Source organism: Bradyrhizobium sp. IC4060 (assembly GCF_020193715.1).
Taxonomy (GTDB): Bacteria; Pseudomonadota; Alphaproteobacteria; order Rhizobiales; family Xanthobacteraceae; genus Bradyrhizobium; species Bradyrhizobium yuanmingense.
Map to the genome: position 1 here is coordinate 32234 of NZ_JADYVJ010000012.1, position 19318 is coordinate 51551.

The 19318-nt window shown below is 66.1% G+C and carries 18 protein-coding genes; 10 read left to right on the top strand and 8 right to left on the bottom strand.

The genetic code is table 11. The features are described from left to right. Nucleotides 1-6 precede the first annotated feature (6 nt). Entirely contained in the window at nucleotides 7-1500 is a 1494-nt protein-coding gene (locus I6F16_RS29790; protein WP_036024118.1) for an NAD-dependent succinate-semialdehyde dehydrogenase, read from the top strand. 170 nt (nucleotides 1501-1670) lie between these two features. On the opposite strand, the gene I6F16_RS29795 is transcribed toward I6F16_RS29790, so the two are convergent. Together I6F16_RS29795 and I6F16_RS29800 are read right to left on the bottom strand one after the other, a co-directional pair. Further along, nucleotides 1671-2585: a phosphoribosylaminoimidazolesuccinocarboxamide synthase gene (locus tag I6F16_RS29795; RefSeq protein ID WP_057025866.1), complete on the bottom strand. Its 915-nt coding sequence runs from the start codon at nucleotides 2583-2585 to the stop codon at nucleotides 1671-1673. Between the two features lie 63 nt (nucleotides 2586-2648). Further along, on the bottom strand, nucleotides 2649-3566 hold the full coding sequence (locus I6F16_RS29800) for a pirin family protein (protein ID WP_036024106.1): 918 nt from the start codon (nucleotides 3564-3566) through the stop codon (nucleotides 2649-2651). 160 nt (nucleotides 3567-3726) lie between these two features. Here I6F16_RS29800 and I6F16_RS29805 point away from each other — a divergent pair, with 160 nt between their 5' ends. Together I6F16_RS29805 and I6F16_RS29810 are read left to right on the top strand one after the other, a co-directional pair. Continuing rightward, complete coding sequence (locus I6F16_RS29805) at nucleotides 3727-4782, top strand: helix-turn-helix domain-containing protein (RefSeq protein ID WP_225114851.1); 1056 nt, start codon at nucleotides 3727-3729, stop codon at nucleotides 4780-4782. Nucleotides 4783-5117: 335 nt separating this feature from the next. Continuing rightward, on the top strand, nucleotides 5118-6545 hold the full coding sequence (locus I6F16_RS29810) for a serine hydrolase (RefSeq protein ID WP_225115132.1): 1428 nt from the start codon (nucleotides 5118-5120) through the stop codon (nucleotides 6543-6545). A gap of 44 nt (nucleotides 6546-6589) precedes the next feature. On the opposite strand, the gene I6F16_RS29815 is transcribed toward I6F16_RS29810, so the two are convergent. Next, the gene (locus I6F16_RS29815; protein ID WP_225115133.1) at nucleotides 6590-7957 is read right to left on the bottom strand and encodes an MmgE/PrpD family protein; all 1368 of its coding nucleotides are present in this window, start codon (nucleotides 7955-7957) and stop codon (nucleotides 6590-6592) included. Between the two features lie 117 nt (nucleotides 7958-8074). On the opposite strand from I6F16_RS29815, the gene I6F16_RS29820 reads away from it, so the two are divergent. Then, entirely contained in the window at nucleotides 8075-9190 is a 1116-nt protein-coding gene (locus I6F16_RS29820; RefSeq protein WP_225144805.1) for an FUSC family protein, read from the top strand. A gap of 312 nt (nucleotides 9191-9502) precedes the next feature. Next, on the top strand, nucleotides 9503-9997 hold the full coding sequence (locus I6F16_RS29825; RefSeq protein WP_192893029.1) for a septal ring lytic transglycosylase RlpA family protein: 495 nt from the start codon (nucleotides 9503-9505) through the stop codon (nucleotides 9995-9997). 35 nt (nucleotides 9998-10032) lie between these two features. On the opposite strand, the gene I6F16_RS29830 is transcribed toward I6F16_RS29825, so the two are convergent. Then, nucleotides 10033-10521: a DUF2867 domain-containing protein gene (locus I6F16_RS29830; RefSeq protein WP_225115135.1), complete on the bottom strand. Its 489-nt coding sequence runs from the start codon at nucleotides 10519-10521 to the stop codon at nucleotides 10033-10035. Then, entirely contained in the window at nucleotides 10518-11918 is a 1401-nt protein-coding gene (locus I6F16_RS29835) for an MATE family efflux transporter (RefSeq protein WP_225115136.1), read from the bottom strand. The genes I6F16_RS29830 and I6F16_RS29835 overlap by 4 nt, the downstream gene beginning before the upstream one ends. Nucleotides 11919-12077: 159 nt before the next feature. On the opposite strand from I6F16_RS29835, the gene I6F16_RS29840 reads away from it, so the two are divergent. The 5 genes from I6F16_RS29840 to I6F16_RS29860 all read left to right on the top strand — a co-directional run bounded on the left by I6F16_RS29840 (nucleotide 12078) and on the right by I6F16_RS29860 (nucleotide 14698). Further along, nucleotides 12078-12806 carry an outer membrane beta-barrel protein gene (locus I6F16_RS29840; RefSeq protein ID WP_225115137.1) on the top strand — a complete coding sequence of 243 codons (729 nt, stop codon included), beginning with the start codon at nucleotides 12078-12080 and terminating at the stop codon, nucleotides 12804-12806. Nucleotides 12807-12885: 79 nt separating this feature from the next. Continuing rightward, nucleotides 12886-13452: an RNA polymerase sigma factor gene (locus I6F16_RS29845; protein WP_345960994.1), complete on the top strand. Its 567-nt coding sequence runs from the start codon at nucleotides 12886-12888 to the stop codon at nucleotides 13450-13452. After that, on the top strand, nucleotides 13449-13877 hold the full coding sequence (locus tag I6F16_RS29850) for a hypothetical protein (RefSeq protein WP_225115139.1): 429 nt from the start codon (nucleotides 13449-13451) through the stop codon (nucleotides 13875-13877). The genes I6F16_RS29845 and I6F16_RS29850 overlap by 4 nt, the downstream gene beginning before the upstream one ends. Then, nucleotides 13874-14317 carry a periplasmic heavy metal sensor gene (locus I6F16_RS29855; RefSeq protein ID WP_225115140.1) on the top strand — a complete coding sequence of 148 codons (444 nt, stop codon included), beginning with the start codon at nucleotides 13874-13876 and terminating at the stop codon, nucleotides 14315-14317. Before I6F16_RS29850 ends, I6F16_RS29855 begins: the two co-directional genes overlap by 4 nt. A gap of 78 nt (nucleotides 14318-14395) precedes the next feature. Next, nucleotides 14396-14698: a cysteine rich repeat-containing protein gene (locus I6F16_RS29860; RefSeq protein WP_225115141.1), complete on the top strand. Its 303-nt coding sequence runs from the start codon at nucleotides 14396-14398 to the stop codon at nucleotides 14696-14698. 6 nt (nucleotides 14699-14704) lie between these two features. On the opposite strand, the gene murA is transcribed toward I6F16_RS29860, so the two are convergent. From murA to gyrB, 3 genes are all read right to left on the bottom strand, one after another. Beyond that, nucleotides 14705-15997: a UDP-N-acetylglucosamine 1-carboxyvinyltransferase gene (gene murA / locus I6F16_RS29865; protein ID WP_036024088.1), complete on the bottom strand. Its 1293-nt coding sequence runs from the start codon at nucleotides 15995-15997 to the stop codon at nucleotides 14705-14707. 129 nt (nucleotides 15998-16126) lie between these two features. Continuing rightward, nucleotides 16127-16594, bottom strand: a complete 468-nt coding sequence (locus tag I6F16_RS29870; protein ID WP_225115142.1) for a hypothetical protein — start codon at nucleotides 16592-16594, stop codon at nucleotides 16127-16129. Nucleotides 16595-16867: 273 nt separating this feature from the next. Beyond that, the gene (gene gyrB / locus I6F16_RS29875) at nucleotides 16868-19303 is read right to left on the bottom strand and encodes a DNA topoisomerase (ATP-hydrolyzing) subunit B (protein WP_036024084.1); all 2436 of its coding nucleotides are present in this window, start codon (nucleotides 19301-19303) and stop codon (nucleotides 16868-16870) included. Between the last annotated feature and the right edge of the window lie 15 nt (nucleotides 19304-19318).

Sequence of the window (19318 nt, forward strand, 5' to 3'; positions counted from 1 at the left end):
AACGCCATGACCCAGACCACCGCCGCACGCGCCCCGCAAGCCACCGCCACCCTGCGCGACCGGTTGAAGGACCCCTCGCTGCTGAAGGAGGCCTGCTACATCGACGGCGCCTGGGTCGGCACGCCGGTCTTCGCCGTCAACAATCCCGCCACCGGCGTCGAGCTCGCAAAGGTGCCGCAGCTTGGTGCCGACGACACCACCCGGGCGGTGGAAGCTGCCGAGCGCGCCTTTCCGGGCTGGGCCAAGCACACTGCAAAACAGCGCTCCAACATCCTGCGCAAATGGTTCGAGCTGATCACCGCCAACCGCGAGGATCTCGCGCTGATCCTCACCTCAGAGCAGGGCAAGCCGCTCACCGAGGCGCTGGGCGAGGTCGATATCGGCGCGGCCTATATCGAGTTCTTCGCCGAGGAAGCGAGGCGCGTCTATGGCGAGACCATCCCGACCCAGCGCGCCGATGCGCGCCTGCTCGCCATCAAGCAGCCGATCGGCGTCTGCGGTGCGATCACGCCGTGGAATTTCCCGAACTCGATGATCACGCGCAAAGTGTCGCCGGCGCTGGCGGCCGGCTGCACGGTGGTGCTCAAGCCCGCCAATGAGACGCCGCTGTCGGCGCTGGCGCTGGCCGTGCTCGCCGAGCGGGCCGGCATCCCCAAGGGCGTGCTCAACATCATCACCGGCGATGCACCGCCGATCGGCAAGGTGCTGTGCGAGCATCCGGCGGTGCGCTTCGTCGGCTTTACCGGCTCCACCGCGGTCGGCAAGATCCTCTATCAGCAGGCCTCGGTCGGCGTGAAGCGGCTCGGCCTCGAGCTCGGCGGCAACGCCCCCTTCATCGTATTCGACGACGCCGACATCGACGCCGCGGTCGAAGGCGCGATCGTCTCGAAATATCGCAACATGGGCCAGACCTGCGTCTGCGCCAACCGCATCTACGCCCAGGACAAGATCTACGACGAGTTCGTGCAGAAGCTGTCGAAGAAGGTCGCGGCAATGAAGATCGGCGACGGCACCGAGAGCGGCGTGACGCAGGGCCCGCTGATCAACATGAAGGCGGTCGACAAGGTCGAGCGCCACATCGCCGATGCCGTCAAGCGCGGCGCCAAGGTCGTCACCGGCGGCAAGCGCAGCGAGCTCGGTCGCTCCTTCTTCGAGCCGACGGTGCTGGCCGACGTCAAGCCGGACTCGCTGGTGTCGCAGGAGGAGACCTTCGGCCCGCTCGCGCCCGTGATCCGCTTCAAGGACGAGGCCGACGTCATCGCGATGTGCAACGCCTCGCCGTTCGGCCTCGCCTCGTACTTCTATTCCCGCGACCTCGGCCGCGTCTGGCGTGTCGCCGAGGCGCTGGAATCGGGCATGGTCGGCGTCAACACCGGCCTCATCACCACCGAAGTCGCGCCCTTCGGCGGCGTCAAGGAAAGCGGCCTGGGCCGCGAAGGCTCCCGTCACGGCATGGAAGAATATGTCGAGATCAAATACGTGATGATGGCGGGGGTGTGAGCGGCTCGCTCGTGTCAGCGCGAATGCGAGCCAGGCGGAGATGTTGGAGAGGCCGACCGGCCTCTCCACGTCATTGCGAGCGCAGCGAAGCAATCCAGAATCCCTCCGCGGAAACACTCTGGATTGCTTCGCTGCGCTCGCAATGACGGAGCGAGACGCGACAGTCGCGCCTAAATCTTCAGCTCTGTCCCCGTCACGCGCCGATACGCTTCCAGGTACCGCTTGCTGGTCGCGTCCACCACGCTGGCCGGCAGCGGCGGCGGCGGGGCGTCGCCGTTCCAACGGCCGGCGCGGCGCTCGACGTCGAGATAGTCGCGCAGCGGCTGCTTGTCGAAGCTCGCCTGCGGCTGGCCCGGTCTGTAGGCGTCGACCGCCCAGAACCGCGACGAATCCGGCGTCATCACCTCGTCGATCAGGATGATGCGGCCGTCCTTGTCGCGGCCGAACTCGAACTTGGTGTCGGCGATGATGATACCCTGCTCGCGGGCGAGCTCCTCGCCCAGCGTGTAGATCGCCCGCGTCATGCTCTCCAGCGTGTAGGCGACCTCGTCGCCGACCACCGCGCGCATCTTCGCGATGGTGATGTTCTCGTCATGGCCGCTTTCGGCCTTGGTCGCGGGGCTAAAGATCGCCGGCTCCAGCTTCTCGCTCTCGACGAGGCCCGGCTTCAGCTTCTCGCCGGCCAGCGTGCCGCTCGCCGCATATTCCTTCCAGGCGGAGCCTGAGAGATAGCCGCGGATCACGCATTCGATCGGGAACACGGTGGTGCGCTTGCACAGCATGGCGCGGCCGAGGATCTCGGCGCGGTGCGGCTGCAACGCCGGCACGGCCGCAATGATCTCGTCGGTGTCGGCGCTGATCATGTGATGCGGCACCACGCCTTCGAGCTCATTGAACCACCACGCGCTGATCTGGGTCAGCACCGCGCCCTTCATCGGGATGGTCTCGCCCATCACCACATCGAAGGCGCTGATGCGGTCGGTGGTGACGAGCAGCAGGCGGTCGTCGTCGACGGCGTAGATATCGCGCACCTTGCCGCGTCCGATCTTGGATAGAGGCAGGTCGCTGGAGAGCATGGTGGTCATCGGCAAAGCCTTCGCACAGGACATCCGGCCGCGTCTGATGGCGCGGCCGGACACCGGATTAGCCTATTCCGGCAGCGGAATGAACTCGTGTTCCTGCGGAACTGCGGCGAAGCGCCCGGTTTTCCAGTCCTGCTTGGCCTGCTCGATCCGCTCCTTGCTGGAGGAGACGAAATTCCACCAGATGTGGCGCGGGCCTTCCAGCGCATCGCCGCCGAGAAACATCATTCGCGTCGCCTTCAGCGCCTTCACGGTGATGCGGTCGCCGGGCCGGAAGATCAGCAGGCGCGGCCCCTCGTAGCGCTCGTTGGCGATCTCGACCTCGCCGTCGACGACATAGATCGCACGCTCCTCATGATCGGGGTCGAGCGGCACGCTCGCGCCCGCGAGCGCCGTGACCTCGGTGTAGAACCAGGGCGAGACCATCGACACCGGCGAGGCGATGCCGAAGGCGGAGCCCGCGATCACCCGCGCGGTGAAGTCGCGCTCGGAAATCATCGGCAAATCGCCTGCCGCATAATGCTGGAACGACGGCGCGATCTCTTCGGAGCCCGCCGGCAGCGCGATCCAGCTTTGCAGGCCGAGCATCTTCTGGCCCGAGGCGCGCTGCGCGTCCGGCGTGCGCTCGGAATGCGCGATGCCGCGCCCGGCCGTCATCAGGTTCATTGCGCCGGGCGCGATCTCCTGGACGTTGCCCTCGCTGTCGCGATGCATGATGGCGCCGTCGAACAGATAGGTGACGGTGGCGAGCCCGATATGCGGATGCGGCCGCACGTCCATGCCCTTGCCGGAGACGAACTGTACCGGGCCGAAATGATCGAAGAAGATGAAAGGCCCGACCATCTGCCGCTTGCCGTGCGGCAACGCCCGCCGCACCGCGAACCCGTCACCGAGATCGCGCGTGCGCGGCACGATGACGAGATCGAGCGCATCGCAGGACATGGGATCGCCGAGCACGGGATCGTTCGAGGGCTGCCAGCTCATGGGGGGACTCCTTTTGGCTTTGTTGAACGCGACGCTAGCAGGATTTGGCGTCGCCGTCGCGACAAAGCTCCGCTAACCCTTGCATGCGGATCGTCCTTGAAAAACCGGGCGCAACGAACGATGTTCGGCTGCCTTCAACCGCGACCGTTCGCCCCAGCCGATGACCCTTGCCGCAACCGAACTTGCCTTCCGCGCTGCCAGCGTCGCGCTGCTATTGGTGCTGGCGGCGTCATTGCTCTCCGATTTCCGCAATGTGCTCGCGGCCCGCCTCGGCGTGGCCTTCGCGCTAGGCTCGGCGGCGCATGCCGCGAGCTATTCCATCGGCGTGTCGTCGCTCGTTCCAATCTGGCACGCGCCGCTGATTGCACTGTCGACCGGCAACATCGTCGTGTTCTGGCTGTTCACGCGCGCGCTGTTCGACGACGAGTTTCGGTTACGCTGGTGGCATGGTTTGATCTGGGCCGCGGTGACCGCCTTCAGCTTCGTCGGATGTCTCTGGATCGCGCCGGGCGGCAACGCGCGGTTCTCCGTGACGGCAGTGAACCTGATCGTGCTCGGCTTCATCGCGCTCGCGGTGGTGCAGACGATCGGATCGTGGTCCGCCGATCTGGTCGAGCGTCGCCGCCGCCTGCGCGTCGTCATCGTCTGCGCCGCCGCACTCTATGGCGGGTTGAATGCGCTGCTCCAGATCCTCGTTGCCTTCAGCGCGAGCGATGTCGCCGACACCGTCAATACAGGCGTGCTCGCCTGCATCGTTGCCGCGATCGCCTACGCAATGTTGCGAGTCGATGGCGCCGATCTGTTTCCGATTGCGCCAGAGCCCGCACCGGCGATCGCGCCGATCCAGCCTTTGGCCGAGGACTCCGACCAGAAACTCATCGATGCCCTGATGCGCCTGATGGCGGACGAGCGGATCTATCGCCAGGAGAACATTACCATCGGTGTGCTGGCGGGCCGGCTCAGGATTCCCGAATACAGGCTGCGCCGCCTGATCAACCAGCGGCTCGGCTATCGCAATTTCAATGTGTTCCTGAACAACCACCGCATCGAGGAAGCCAAGGCCGCGCTCGCCGATCCCTCCCAGGCCGAGGTCCCCGTCATCACCATTGCCATGGACGCCGGCTTCCAGTCGCTGGGACCATTCAACCGCGCCTTCAAGGCGGTGACAGGCGTAACGCCGACCGAGTACCGGCGGTTGAAGACGAGTGCGGCTTGATCTTTCTTTACCTCTCCCCGCTTGCGCGGAGAGGTCGGATCGCTCTTGCGATCCGGGTGAGGGGGTACGGGTCCGTCGGCAGTCTCGCGTGCGGAGAGGCCCCTCACCCCAACCCTCTCAGCGCGAGCGAAGCTCGTCGCGGCCCCGTAAGAACGGGGAGAGGGAGCGCACCACCGCTGTGACGGCACGGTACCTCTAAGAATTTGGAATGGCTTCACAATTCCAAAATCGGCCAGCCCGCCCCGATTTCAACCAACCCCTTTTCCAAATCCGGCGAGCATCCCCCGCCCGCATCCCGCTTCCTCCCCGGCATACGCCTCAGCCGGAGAACGCCCGTGACCCGCCGCCGCAAGATCGTCCTTTTCGCCTCCGCCATCGCCGCAGCCGGCCTCGCGCTCGGCGCGGCTCGAGCCCACGACGTGCCGAAGGTCGCGACCGGCTTCGTCGCCGACATCCTGTGCGCCGAGACGTTCGTGTCCGGCCTCGATCCCGGGCGCAACTTCGCCGAGACCACCGACGCCATGCCCGGAGCGGGCCTGATCAGCTGGGCGATGGAGTACAGAATCGACCGCGTCCGCAAGGATGTCACGGTGACGCTGTTCGGCCTCGGCCGCAGCCACGCCATCTATCGCGAGGGCCTCGGCTGCACGCTTGAGCACGGCGCCGGCATTGCCTCCGTCGAGCCGCTGCCTGACGACAAGCGGCCCGCGTTGCTTCCCGCGATCGCCGGCCCCGCGATCGTGCCGCCGCAGAGCCCCGAGCTCGGCGCCGCGCTCGACCGCGCCTTCGCCGAGCCCGCTCAGCCGCCTTACCGCCGCACCCGCGCCATCGTCGTGATGAAGGCCGGCCGCGTCGTCGCCGAACGCTACGCCGACGGCATCGGCCCCGAGACGCCGCTGCTCGGCTTCTCCATGACCAAGTCGGTGGTCTCGGCGCTGATCGGCGTGCTGGTGCGCCAGGGCAAGCTGAAGCTCGACGGCCCCGCACCGGTCGCCGCCTGGAAGGATCCCGACGATCCGCGCCATGCCATCAATGTCGATCAGCTGCTGCGCCACACCGCGGGCCTCGCGCTCGGCAGCTCGTTGCAGGCCTCGCTGGGCTCCGCCTTCGAGCCGGTCAACAGGATGAAATTCGCCGAGAAGGACATGGCCGCCTATGCCGAGAGCATGCCGCTCGCAACCGCGCCCGGCACCGCATGGAATTATCACGACGGCAACACCCTCATTCTCTCGCGTCTGATCCGCGATGCGGCCGGCGGCACACCGCAAGACGCACTGCGCTTTGCGCGCCGCGAATTGTTCGCCCCGCTCGGCATGCGCCATGTCGTGCTCCAGCTCGACGGCGCCGGCACGATCGAGGGGTCGAGCGAGATGCTCGCCTCCGCGCGCGACTGGGCGCGCTTCGGCCAGCTCTATCTCGATGACGGCGTCGCCGGCGGCAAGCGCATCCTGCCGGAAGGGTGGGTCACCTATTCGGCGACGGCCACGCCGAATGCGTGGGTCGGCATCGGCGCCGGCTTCTGGACCAACCAGGGCGACAGCTTTGGCGCAAATTTTCGCGTGAAGCACGGCTGGCCGCGCGATGCCTTCTTCGCCAAGGGCACGATCGGGCAGTACACCATCGTGATCCCGTCGGAGCAGCTGGTGATCGTGCGGCTCGGACGTTCCCCGAACGCATCGCCGCACGTCGATGGTGTGTTCGACCTCGTGCGCGATGTGGTGGCGGCAACCCGCGCGGAGGGGAGGCTGGCGGGAGGGGATTGAGGTCTTCTTACCCTCCAGGGGGGAAGCGGAGCGCCGCGGTGAACTTACCTCCCCAATTCCGTCGCCTGCGCCACGCGGTCGAACCGCTCCAGCGTCATGATCGCATCCGCAAGCTTCTCCGCGCGCGCGTTCAGCACGGGGCGGGCCAGCGTCAAGAACTTCTGCTGCATCGCCTGCGTGTCCGGGAACGAGGTCGGCTCTCCGGACGGATCGGCATAGAGCCGCTCGTGCACGCCATCATCTGTCGTGATGCTGACGCGCGCGCCGAAGGGATGGGTGCGGCCGATCTCGAGGCGATCGTCCTGCACCACGTCGAACTTGTCGGCGAGCGCGTCGATGGCGGCATCGCCGAGCCGGTTGTAATCATCCCAGCCGAATGAACCCTGGTCGAGTGCGAGCGCGCCGGTGAAGAACATCGAGAACTGGCCGCCGACGATCGAGCGCGGGTGCCGCTTGGTCGCGGCGTCGCCGGTCAGCGTGATGCCGTTGCGGTGCAGGCCGATCTCGACGCGCTTGACCTGGCTAGGCGTCAGATTGTGCTCGCGCCGCATCGCGATCAGCGCGTCGATCGCGGCATGGGTGTAGCGGCAGCTCGGATAGGGCTTCACGCCGATCTTCATGGTCTCATAGGTCTTGCCGAGCTCGGCGACTGCCTTGTCGGGATGCGCATCGTCGGTGTAGCCGGCGAGCAGGCCGTGCTTGCCCTCGACCGACTCGGTCGCGCCGACGAAATCGTTACGCGCCAGCGTCGCGGCGATCACGCCGTTCATCGCGGCGGCGCCGACCTGGTAGCGCTTGTTCCAGGCGCCGTTGACCAGGAATTGCAGCGAGCCCGCGGCCTGGCTGCCGGAGACGCCGAACGCGGCAATCAGCTGCTTTTCGCTCAGACCGAACAGCTTGCCCGCCGCCGCAGCCGCGCCATAGGTGCCGGCGGTCGCCGTCGGGTGGAAGCCGCGCGCGTAATGCGAGGTCGGATCGAGCGCATTGCCGAGCCGGCAGCAGACCTCGTAGCCGGCAACGATCGCCGTCAGCACGTCGCGCCCGGAGGCGCCGACCATCTCGCCGACGGCGAAGGCGGCCGGCACCACCGGTGCGCTCGGATGCAGCGAGGAATCGGCATGGGTGTCGTCGAAATCGAGGGAGTGGCCGAGCGCGCCGTTGAGCAGCGCCGCGACCGCCGGCGTCCAGGTCTTGGTATCGCCGAACACGGTGGACTCGCCCTTGGTGTCGAGCGCCAGCGCCTCCAGCATCTTCAGCATCGACGGGGTCGATTCCGCCTCGCGTCGCGCCCTGATGGCGCTGCCGAGGAAGTCCAGCGTCAGGACCTTGGCGCGCTCCAGCACCTCCGCCGGAATATCCTGGTACTTGAGATTGAAGACATAGGCGGCGAGCGTTGCGGTTTCGTGAGCCATCGTGTTTCCTCGATTTGGCGCGCAAGTTAGGCGGGCTGATTTGGCCTTTCAAGCGGCCTTGCGTCGGCGGGGATCAGCCATGCTTTTGCTTAGGCGAAAAGGATCGGGATATTCCGCATGACGCGCGCAAGGCAGCTGTTCGACCGGATTCGAGCGCGGCGGACGCAATTGGGGCTGGCGATCCGGGTCACGGTCGCCGCGACAGCGGCCTATGCGATCGCGACCGCGCTGCATCTGCTGCTGCCGCTCTGGGCGGTGCTGACCTCGCTGATCGTGACCCAGATGAGCGTCGGCCGCTCGCTGAAGGCGACGCGCGACTACATGCTCGGCACCATCGGCGGAGCCCTCTATGGCGGCGCCATCGCCATCCTGATTCCCTATTCCAGCGAGGCGGGCCTGCTCGGCCTGCTGGTCCTCTCCGTCGCCCCGCTCGCCTTCATCGCCGCGATCAATCCGAGCCTCAGCGCCGCCACTGTCACCGCCGTGATCGTGCTCCTGGTTCCGACCCTGCATCATGCCGATCCCCTGACCTCGGCGATCGATCGGGTCAGCGAGGTCGGCGTCGGCGCCGTCACGGGATTGCTGGTCTCCTTCCTGGTGCTGCCCTCGCGCGCGGTGCGGCAGATCCGCGCCAGCGCGGCGGTTCTGCTCGAGCTGATCGCCGATGCCCTCGCCGAGCTGCTGGCAGGCCTCACGCGCGGCCGCGACAACGACGCGCTGCACCGGATCCAGGACGGCATCGGCACCGCGATGGTCAATCTGAATGCGATCGGCTCCGAAGCCGAGCGTGAGCGCGCGGCGCGCTTGTCGAGCGGTCCGGACACCGGCCCATTGCTGCGAACGATCCTGCGGCTGCGCCATGACGTCGTGATGATCGGCCGCGCCACGGTGGTGCCGCTGCCGGTGGAAGTGCAATTGCGGCTGGCAGCGCCCCTGTCGGAAGTGTCGACCGTGATCGCCCGCTTCCTCCGCTCGGCCGCTGGCGCCTTGCGCGAGGGCGTCGGCGCGCCGCCGATCCATCCCGTCCATGTCGCGCTCCAGCACTATGCCGAGGCGGTCGCGTCCGTCCGTCAGGATGGCCTGATCCGCGGCCACGCGAGTGACACAGCCGAGCGCTTCTTCGCGCTCGGCTTCTCCCTGGAGCAGATGCACCAGAATCTCGGCGACCTCGACCGCGTCGTCGGCGAATGGTCGGAGGCCTCGACAGATAAAACCGCACGCGTTGCGGAGTGAGTTCGGGCGCGTCGTCGTCAACGTCGGCTTTCGACAGTAATGCGCGTGTGCGAAGCGCGGCGGTGATCGGCGGTCTGCGGCTCTGAGTCGCTCCACGCACGAGGTTCCATCGGGTCATGTTGCTGACGCATTTTCTGTTTTAATCGGCGAGAAGCTAAACACGACGTGAGACCACTCCGGTTCTCACAACGGTTCCGTAGCCAGGGGTTGGCTCGAATCCGCAAAACGATCGGCAAGTTCATGAGCGCTGCTGCGTTCGCTTGACCACGTGTGCGGTTCTGGAACCGGACAATCTAAAAAATCACAGGACTCATGATGCTCTTCCGCTCGAGCGCCGCAGTTTGCGGCGCCCTGGTTACGCTTGCCTTCTCTGTTGCCGTTGCTCGAAGTGAAACGCGTGGGGATCACTCAAGTGCCGTCGTCGATGCCGCCTCCGGCGATGCGATTATTGGCGCGGCGTCCACCTACAATCCGTTCAAGCCCGGCAAGGAGGAGGGCGGTCCGCAGACGGCTTCCGGCGAACGTTATGATCCCTCCGCCTGGACGGCTGCCATCAAGACGAGCCTGCGCCGGAAATTCGGTGGGGTCGGATTCGGCGCGAGGCCGAAATATGCTCTCGTCGAGGCCGTGGGCAAGAAGGTCATCGTCAAGATAAACGACGTGGGACCACTAAGACCTGGCCGCATCATCGACCTCAATGAGCGAACGATGCGCCATTTCGATCCGAGCATGGACCTCGGTGTCATTCCTGACGTGAAAGTCAGTCCGCTCGCTGGCGACAATTGGACTGCAGGGCCGGTGGGCTGAACAGGGCGTGTTCGTTCAATGTCGGCCCGCACAGTTCATCGGGCCGTCTCCACGATGTGTCCCATCATGTTGCGGACCACGAGCTTGTGGAAGGGCGTGATCAGCGCAAGATAGGTCCGGCCGAGCAGGTTGTGCGTGCGCACCAGCGTGGTCGAGGTCACATGGCGGCGCGCGGCATTGCCTGAAACGTCGACTACGATGCGGAAATCGAGGTGCGAATCATCGAAGCCCGCGACCAGCTGCTCCGGCGTCTCGCTCAGCACCGGAAACAGGCCGATCAGGCCGTACGGCGCCGGCGCGCCTTCGCCCGATGTCTTCAGCCCGAACGGCCTCACCAGAATGTTGCGCAGGCGCAGCAGTGCGTCGATCCAGCGCGGCCCGTGCAGCACCATCCTGGTGCAGGCTTCGCGGGCATTCACCGCCGCGGCGCCGATGTCCACGCAAAACGCGTCGATGAACTGCGCGCCGGCGAGCAGCGCATCGGCATCGACTTCAGGCGCGACTTCGCGGACCGTCCCGATCATCCCGCCATTTTGCGCGTCAGCATCCGGAAGCGCAAGATCAGGAGCCCGGCATAGACGAACGTGCCGATCGAGAATCCGATCCAGACGCCGATCGCGCCCAGCCCTGTGTGGAACGCCAGCAACCAGCCGATGGGAAAAGAGACGCCCCAATAGCCGATCGCGGCGAACAGCAGGGTCATCTTGGTGTCGTTGATGCCGCGCAGCGCGCCGCCCATGATGGTCTGCAGGCCGTCGGCGATGAAGAAGCTGGCCCCGACCAGCAGCAGCGTTGCCGTCAGCTCGACGGTGGCCGCACTTTCGCTGCCGGCGCCGAAGAACAGCCGGCCGAGCTGATAGCGACCGATCACGATGGCGATCGTCAGCGCGGAGACCAGCGCGAGGCCGAGCACGGCTGCGACGAGCCCTGCGCGCTTCACCGCCGCCGGATCATTGCGGCCGAAGGCATGACCGACCCGCACGGTCGCCGCCATGCCGATGCCGAGCGGCACCATGAACAGCACGGCGGTGACCTGGAGCGCGATCTGGTGCGCGGCAATCGCGGTGGTCGAGATCAGGCCCATCAGCAGCGCGGCCGAGGAGAACAGGCCATATTCCAGCAGCAGCGAAAACGAGATCGGCGCGCCGATCGCGATCAGCTGGCGCATCAGGGGCCAGTCGATCCGCCAGAGGTGGGCGAGCGGACGATAGTCCGCGAACGGCTTGCGCAGCCCGGCGATCGCGAGCGCGGCGAGGAAGGTGCCGAGATTGACCAGCGTGGTCGCAAGCCCCGCGCCGAACAGGCCGAGCTCGGGCAGGCCGAACAGGCCGTGGATCAGGGCATAGACCAGCGCGGCATTGACCGGGATCGCCGCCAGCGTGATCCACAGCGGCGCCTGCGGCCGGTTCACCGCACTCATCATGCTGCGCAGCGCGATGAATCCGAGCGCCGGTGCGATGCCCCAGGCAAGGCCGTTCAGATAGTGCTGCGCCAGCGCGGCCGAGTGCGGCGTTTGACCGAGCGCGAGCAAAATCTGCTCGCCATAGAGCGGCGAGGCCATCATCGGCAGTGAGATCAGCAGCGCGGCCCACAGACCGACGCGCAAGGAGCGCCGAATGCGCCTGACGTCGCCGGCGCCGTACGCCTGCGCCGCCAGCGGCGACACTGCGGAGGTCAATCCGAGCCCGAAGGTGAAGCTGACGAAATAGACCGTATGTGCCAGCGCCGCCGCGGCCACCGCCTCCTCGCCGAGCCGCCCGATCATCGCAAGATCGGTCGTGATCATTGCGATCTGCCCAAGCTGGGTCAGCATCAGCGGCACGGCGAGGCGCAGCGTCTCGATGAATTCTTCGGCAAGATGGTTCTGCCGTGCGTCCAGGCGTGCCCGGTACCGCCGTTTGGTATCCAAAAGCTCGGTCATGCCGGGGACATAGCAGCCTCGATCGGCGAAGTAACGGCAAAGAAATGTGAGGGCGGGTGCCGCTGAAAAAAGGCGCGGGCTCAGGCGAAGGAAAGGTCGGGTTGCACCGTATTCGTCATGTGCGGCGAATCTGGGCCGGTCTCACATTGGGAATTGAGTATGATAACGAGATTTAGACTGACGTTCGCCGCACTGTTCATCGGTTCTGCCATCCTGGGGGCCGGCGCCGCTGCAGCGGCCGACCTGAGGCTGCCCGCAGCACCGCCGGCGCAGGCGGCGTCGGCAGCCCTGCTGAGCTGGGCGGGGCCCTATTTCGGCGTTCAGGCCGGCTATGTCTCGGGCCGCTCCGAGATCTCGCTGCCCGCGACGGGTGAATTCCACTTTGTCGATCCGAAGGGCGCGATCGTCGGTGCAACGGCGGGCTTCTCGGCGCAATGGGGCCGGATCGTCGCCGGGCTCGAGGGCGACGTGAACTTCGTCGATGCGCGCACGACGATCGATACCGGCTTTGCGCCTACCCCCGCGGTCACGCAGCTTCAATCCGCGGTCAATTGGAACAGCCATCTCCGTGGACGGATCGGCTATGCTTTCGACCGCACGCTGCTGTTCGCCGCCGGTGGCCTTGCCGTCGCGGGCGTCGAGAGCAAGGCGTTCGACAATGGGATCGGGGCCGTTGCAAGCTGGAGCGATACACGGATCGGCTGGTCGATCGGAGCGGGCGGGGAATTCCGCTTCGCACCGCAGGCCTCGGTCCGGCTCGAATATCTCTATGACAATTACGGCTCGAAGACGCTGGCCGCCCAGACGGTCGGCGCGACGACCTTCGGCGCGCGCGAGTCCCGGCTCGACACGCACACGGTGCGAGCCGGAGTCTATTGGCGCTTTTGATGCTCGGTTGGAGGCGGCTATCGTCTGGTAGGATCGGTTCGCAATTCTCGGCTACGATGTCCGCAGGCCAGAGCAACAGATCGATGTGATGGAAGAGCCATCGGACGAGGCCTTGATGGCGGAGGTTTCGGCGCAGCGGCAGCATGCGTTTCGCGTCCTCATGCGGCGCCATATGCCTCGGGCGCTGCGGGTCGCGGAGCGGATCGTGCGCGACCCGGCCGAGGCCGACGACATCGGCCAGGAGGCGTTCATGCGGGTCTGGACGCACGCAGCCTCGTTCGATCCGCAGGTTGCGAAGTTTACGACCTGGCTCTACCGCATCGTCCTCAACCTGACGTTCGACCGCACGCGGCGGCGAACGTTCCTGCCGCTCGAAGACGCCGGCGACGTACCCGACATGGGACCGCATGCTGTCGAGCGGCTGATCGCGGATGAGGAGCTCAGTCTTCTCAATCGCGCGATGGCCGGCCTGTCGGACCGGCAGCGCGGCGCGATCGCCCTCTTCCACATGGAGGGATTGAGCGGCGAGGAGGCGGCGAACGCGATGAATCTCAGCGCCAAGGCGTTCGAATCGCTGCTGGGCCGCGCCCGCGCGGCGCTGAAAGCAAACGTCCAGAAAATACAGGAGACAGGGAGCTACGCATGACGCCGGATCAGTTCAGACGATTGGCCGAGACATGGGGAGGCGATGTCGAGCGTTGGCCCGCGGCAACGCGCGAGGCCGCGCGGCGATTTGCGGCAAGTGCGGAAGGCGCGGCCGTCCTGGATGAGCAGGGACGGCTCGATCGCCTGCTCGCGGTGGCCCCGGAGATCGACGAGGCGAGGGCGGATCGTTCGAGCCTGCTCGTCCTGCAGCGGCTCGCCGCGGTCCCGCAGCAGCATCGGCCGGCATGGTATCGACGCCTGCTGCGCTGGCCCACGCTCGTTCCCGCCGCAAGTCTCGCCTGCTCCGCGATCGTCGGCGTGTGGCTGGCGGGGGCGATGCCCTATGTCCATTCGGCGTCGGACCCGTTGTCCGTCATGAGCGGCGTCTTCGACATCTACGCAATCGGCTATGGATCGGTGCAATGAAGTTCCGGCGAGAATGGTCCACTCCCTGGCGGGCGCTCATGCTGCTGTCGCTGTGCGTCAACGTCGCCATGTTTACCTATGTCTCGGCGCAATGGCTGCTACCCGGCGGCTTTCGACCGGGCGCAGCCGTGCCGCTACGCATGATCGAGCGTGTCGCCGAAAGACTTCCGGCGGAAGACGCGGAGATCCTGTGGAGCATCTATCGCGGCAAGGAGGCGGAGCTGGCCCCGCTCCAGGCCGAGTACCGGCTCGCGCTGATGAAGGCGATGAAAACGGCGGCGCAGACGAATCTCGACAAGGCCGAGCTGGAAGCAGCGGTGAAGGATGCCCGCGACAAGCGCGTGAAGATTGGCGACCTCGTCGTCTCGACCTTCGTCGAGATGCTGGAACGAATTTCAGCGAAAGGACGCCGACAACTCGTCGGCGGCTATTTTCGCTGAGCCGCGCAGAGTGAACGAGGGATTGGGTCCGTCCAGACGTATCACCTACATCGATGTCTGCGAATTGATGGAGGTGACATGGTGCAACGATTTGGCCGGGCGGCAAGCGGACCGGTGGTGAGGTTCTCGCATCGGACGGCCGTCTACGTGCGTGCGGGTCTTGCGGCCGCGAGTCTGATCGCACTTCTCGTGTTGTTTCTTTCGCAAGCCTCCGCAGGTGATGCGCGGAGTGAGGCAAAGCAGGCCTGCAAGGCCGACTATTCACGGTTCTGCGCCGGCACCATGCCCGGGAGCGGCCGCATCCGCAAATGCCTCGGCGACAATTACGCGAGCTTGTCCGCGGCCTGCAAACAGGCCTTCGACGCGAATCCGCCAAAATAGAACAGGTTAGCTCCGCTCCGGCACGCGCTTGATCTTCGCACCAAGCGCGTTCAGCCGCTCCTCGATGCGCTCATAGCCGCGCTCGATCTGGTCGGCGTTGTTGATGGTCGAGGTGCCCTCGGCGCAGACGGCCGCGAGCAGCATCGCCATGCCGGCGCGGATGTCGGGCGAGGTCATTGTGGCGCCGTGCAGGCGGCTGGGGCCGGCGATGATGGCGCGGTGCGGATCGCACAGCACGATGCGCGCGCCCATCGCGATCAGCTTGTCGACGAAGAACATCCTGGATTCGAACATCTTCTCGAACATCAGGATCACGCCCTCGCATTGCGTGGCGGTGACAATGGCGATCGACATCAGGTCGGCCGGGAAGGCCGGCCAAGGCTGGTCCTCCAGCTTGGGCACATGGCCGCCGAAATCGTCCTGGATCTTCAATGTCTGGTTGGAGGGCACGATAAGATCATCGCCCTCGATGCGGCAGACGATGCCGAGCCGCTCGAAGCCCATGCGGATCGAGCGCAGATGCTCGACGCCCGCGCGGGCGATGCGCAAGGGCGAGCGCGTCACCGCGGCAAGCCCGATCAGCGAGCCGACCTCGATGTGGTCGGGCTGGATCCGGTAGGTCGTCCCGCCGAGCGTCGCTTGACCATGGATGATCATGGTGTTGGTGCCGATGCCTTCGATCCTGGCACCGAGCGCGACCAGGAAATTGGCGAGGTCCTGCACATGCGGCTCGGAGGCCGCGTTGCGCAAATAGGTGATGCCGTCGGCGGCGACCGCCGCGACCAGCGCGTTCTCGGTGGCGGTGACGCTCGGCTCGTCCAGGAACACGTCCGCGCCCGCGAGCTTTGGCGCACGGAATTCGAGCCGATCGGTCGCGGTGACCTTGGCGCCGAGCTGCTCCAGCGCGAGCACATGCGTGTCCAGTCGCCGGCGGCCGATGACGTCGCCGCCCGGCGGCGGCAGCATCACCTCGCCGCAGCGGGCGAGCAGGGGCCCGGCGAGCAGGATCGAGGCGCGAATGCGCACGCACAGCTCGGGGTCGAGGTCGGCGGCGCGGATGCTCTTGGCATGGATGTGAAGCGTGTTGCGCGCGGACCATTCGGCCGACGCGCCGACCGAGCGGACCAGCTCGACCAGCGTCTCGGTGTCGCGGATCCGCGGCACGTTCTCCAGCACGACCGGATGCTCGGTCAGCAGCGCGGCGGCGATGATCGGTAGCGCCGAATTCTTATTGCCGGACGGCTCGATCGAGCCCGAGAGCCGGTGACCGCCCTCGACGATGTATTGGATGGGCGCCACGGGGTTCTCGCTGTCCTGTTGAGTGGGAGGGCCTGTTTCGGGCGGAAACTACAGAGATTTGAGCGCGGGAGCAATTGTGCCGGCTGGGACCCGCACACGTCCGTCCGTCGCTTGTGGCAGGACCCGCCCTCAGAACAACCCGATGATACTCCCGACCACATAGAGGAACGCGATCAGGATCAGGACGCCCATCAGGAAGAAGGAGATTTCGATGGCGATGGCGCCGGTGCCGAGTGCGGCGGCGACAGCGGCAAGGAGCCGTTCCTCCCGAAAGATCAGCGAGAGCACCGACAGCAGGATGGCGAGCAGGCCGAGCGAGATCGCCGTGACCGATGCGATATCACGCCAGCTTCGTCCAGCCGATTTCTCGAGGTCCGGAGCCTTGAACTCCACGCCCTTCACCTTCGCGACGATGCGGTCCTTGATGCGATGTCCGGTGTCGACGATCACCTTGTCTGCCGGCGGCGGCGGAAACACGATCGGCACGACCCAATGCGGCAGCACTGCCGCCATCAACGCCAGCACACCGACGATGCTGCCGATGATGCCGAGGCGGCGTGAGGGCATAGCGGAACTGGGCGTTGCAGAGGCGGTCATGGCGCGAGCTTCCCGGCCGGAACTGGCCTTGCGGGGTCATGCCGTTTCGTCGCGATGGCGGGTGGGGAGGTTCAGGGGCGGTGTTGCCACGAAGGTGGTGCGCCCCCTCCCCCGCTTGCGGGGGAGGGGGGGGAGAGGGTCTCTCCACACGGGACAATCCCCTAGAGGAGGAAGCCCTCACCCGCCACGCTCTGCGAGCGTGTCGACCTCTCCCGCAAGCGGGAGAGGTGCAGCGAGTGCTTGGCCAGCAGATCAATCCAAAGCCAACCGCCCTCAAATATCGATCGTCGCGCTCAGCGAATGTTCCTGAATGAAATCGCGGCGCGGCTCGACGACGTCGCCCATCAGCTTGGTGAAGATGTCGTCGGCCTCGTCGACCTCCTTGACCTTCACCTGGAGCAGCGAGCGTGCCTCGGTGTCGAGCGTCGTTTCCCAGAGCTGCTCCGGGTTCATCTCGCCCAGGCCTTTATAGCGCTGCAGGCTGATGCCCTTGCGACCCGAATCGGTCACGGCCTCGAACAGATCGACCGGGCCGTGGACCACGTGCTCGGAATCCTTGCGCCGCAGCTTGCCGGAGCGGGCGTAAACGTCCTGGAGCTTGGTCGTGTATTCGTCGAGCTTGCGCGCCTCGGCCGAGCCAAGCAGCGCATCGTCGATGACGGCGGCTTCCTTGACGCCGCGCACGGTGCGCTCGAACAGGAAGCCTTGACCCTCGATGAATTGTCCGACCCAGCCGCGCTCGACCTCCTCGGCCTGGTTGTCCAGCCGGCTCGCGATGTATTGCGCGGCGGCCGCCGCCTTCTCGGGATCGCCGTAGATCTCCTTGTTCAGCACGCCGGTGATCGCGGCCTGCTCGACCACCTTGCGATTATAGCGGCTGTGCAGGTTGCGCAGGACGCTGCGGACTACGCGGGCGTCGTCGACCAGCGCGCGCAGATCGCGCCCGGAGCGGTCGCCGCCGGTGCCGGGGATGTACACGCAATCATCGAGGCCGGCGTCGATGAGATAGTCTTCCAGCGCCCGCTCGTCCTTCAGGTACTGCTCGGACTTGCCGCGTGAGACCTTATAGAGCGGCGGCTGGGCGATATAGAGATAGCCGCCATCGATGATGTCGCGCATCTGCCGGTAGAAGAACGTCAGCAGCAGCGTGCGGATGTGGGCGCCGTCGACGTCGGCGTCCGTCATCACGATGATCTTGTGATAGCGCAGCTTCTCGACCGAGAACTCGTCGCTGATGCCGGTGCCGAGCGCGGTGATCAGCGTGCCGATCTGCTCTGACGACAGCATCTTGTCGGGACGCACGCGCTCGACGTTCAGGATCTTGCCGCGGAGCGGCAAGACGGCCTGGAACTCGCGGTTGCGGCCCTGCTTGGCGCTGCCGCCTGCCGAGTCGCCCTCGACGATGAAGAGCTCGGACTTGGCCGGATCCTTTTCCTGGCAGTCGGCGAGCTTGCCCGGCAGCGAGGAGACCGAGAGCGGGCTCTTGCGCGTCAGCTCGCGCGCTTTTCGCGCAGCTTCACGGGCCGCCGCGGCCTGGATCACCTTGCCGACGATCATCTTGGCTTCGCTCGGGTGCTCCTCGAACCAGGCGGCAAGCGCCTCGTTAAGGACGTTCTCGACCACGGGGCGCACTTCCGAGGACACCAGCTTGTCCTTGGTTTGCGACGAAAACTTCGGATCGGGCACCTTCACCGAGAGAACGGCGGTGAGCCCTTCGCGGCAATCGTCGCCGGTCAGCGCGATCTTTTCCTTCTTGGCATTGGCCTCGGCATAGCCGTTGACCTGGCGCGTCAGCGCGCCGCGGAAGCCGGCGAGATGGGTGCCCCCGTCGCGTTGCGGGATGTTGTTGGTGAAGCACAGCACGTTCTCGTGGTAGCTGTCGTTCCACCACAAAGCGGCCTCGACGCCGATGCCGTTGGCTTCCGAGCGCACCATGATCGGCGCCGGCACCAGGGCCTTCTTGTTGCGGTCGAGATATTTGACGAACTCCTCGACGCCGCCGGAATAGAACATCTCCTCGCGCTTCTCGACCGCGTGGCGCATGTCGGACAGCACGATGTTGACGCCGGAATTGAGGAAGGCGAGCTCGCGCAGCCGATGCTCGAGCGTGGCGAAGTCGTATTCGATGTTCTTGAAGGTCTCGGTCGAGGCCAGGAACGTCACCTCGGTGCCGCGCTTGCCCGGGGCATCGCCGACCACCTTCAGCGGTGCGACGGCATCGCCGTGGGCGAACTCGATATAGTGCTCCTTGTTGTCGCGCCAGATGCGCAAGCCGAGCTTGCTCGACAGCGCGTTGACGACGGAGACGCCGACGCCGTGCAGGCCGCCGGAGACCTTGTAGGAGTTCTGGTCGAACTTACCGCCGGCGTGCAGCTGGGTCATGATGACCTCGGCCGCCGAGATGCCTTCGCCCTTGTGGATGTCGACGGGAATGCCGCGGCCGTCGTCGCGCACGGTGACGGAATTATCCGCGTTGAGGATCACCTCGACGCGCGAGGCATGGCCGGCGAGCGCCTCGTCGATGGCGTTATCGACGACTTCGTAGACCATGTGGTGCAGGCCCGAGCCGTCGTCGGTGTCGCCGATATACATGCCCGGGCGCTTGCGGACGGCATCGAGTCCCTTGAGCACGCGGATCGATTCCGCGCCGTAATCGCTCGCGTTGGAGGGCTCGTTTTCGGCAGCGTGCTGCCGAGCAGGTTCTGTCATGAGAGGCCTTCGAGA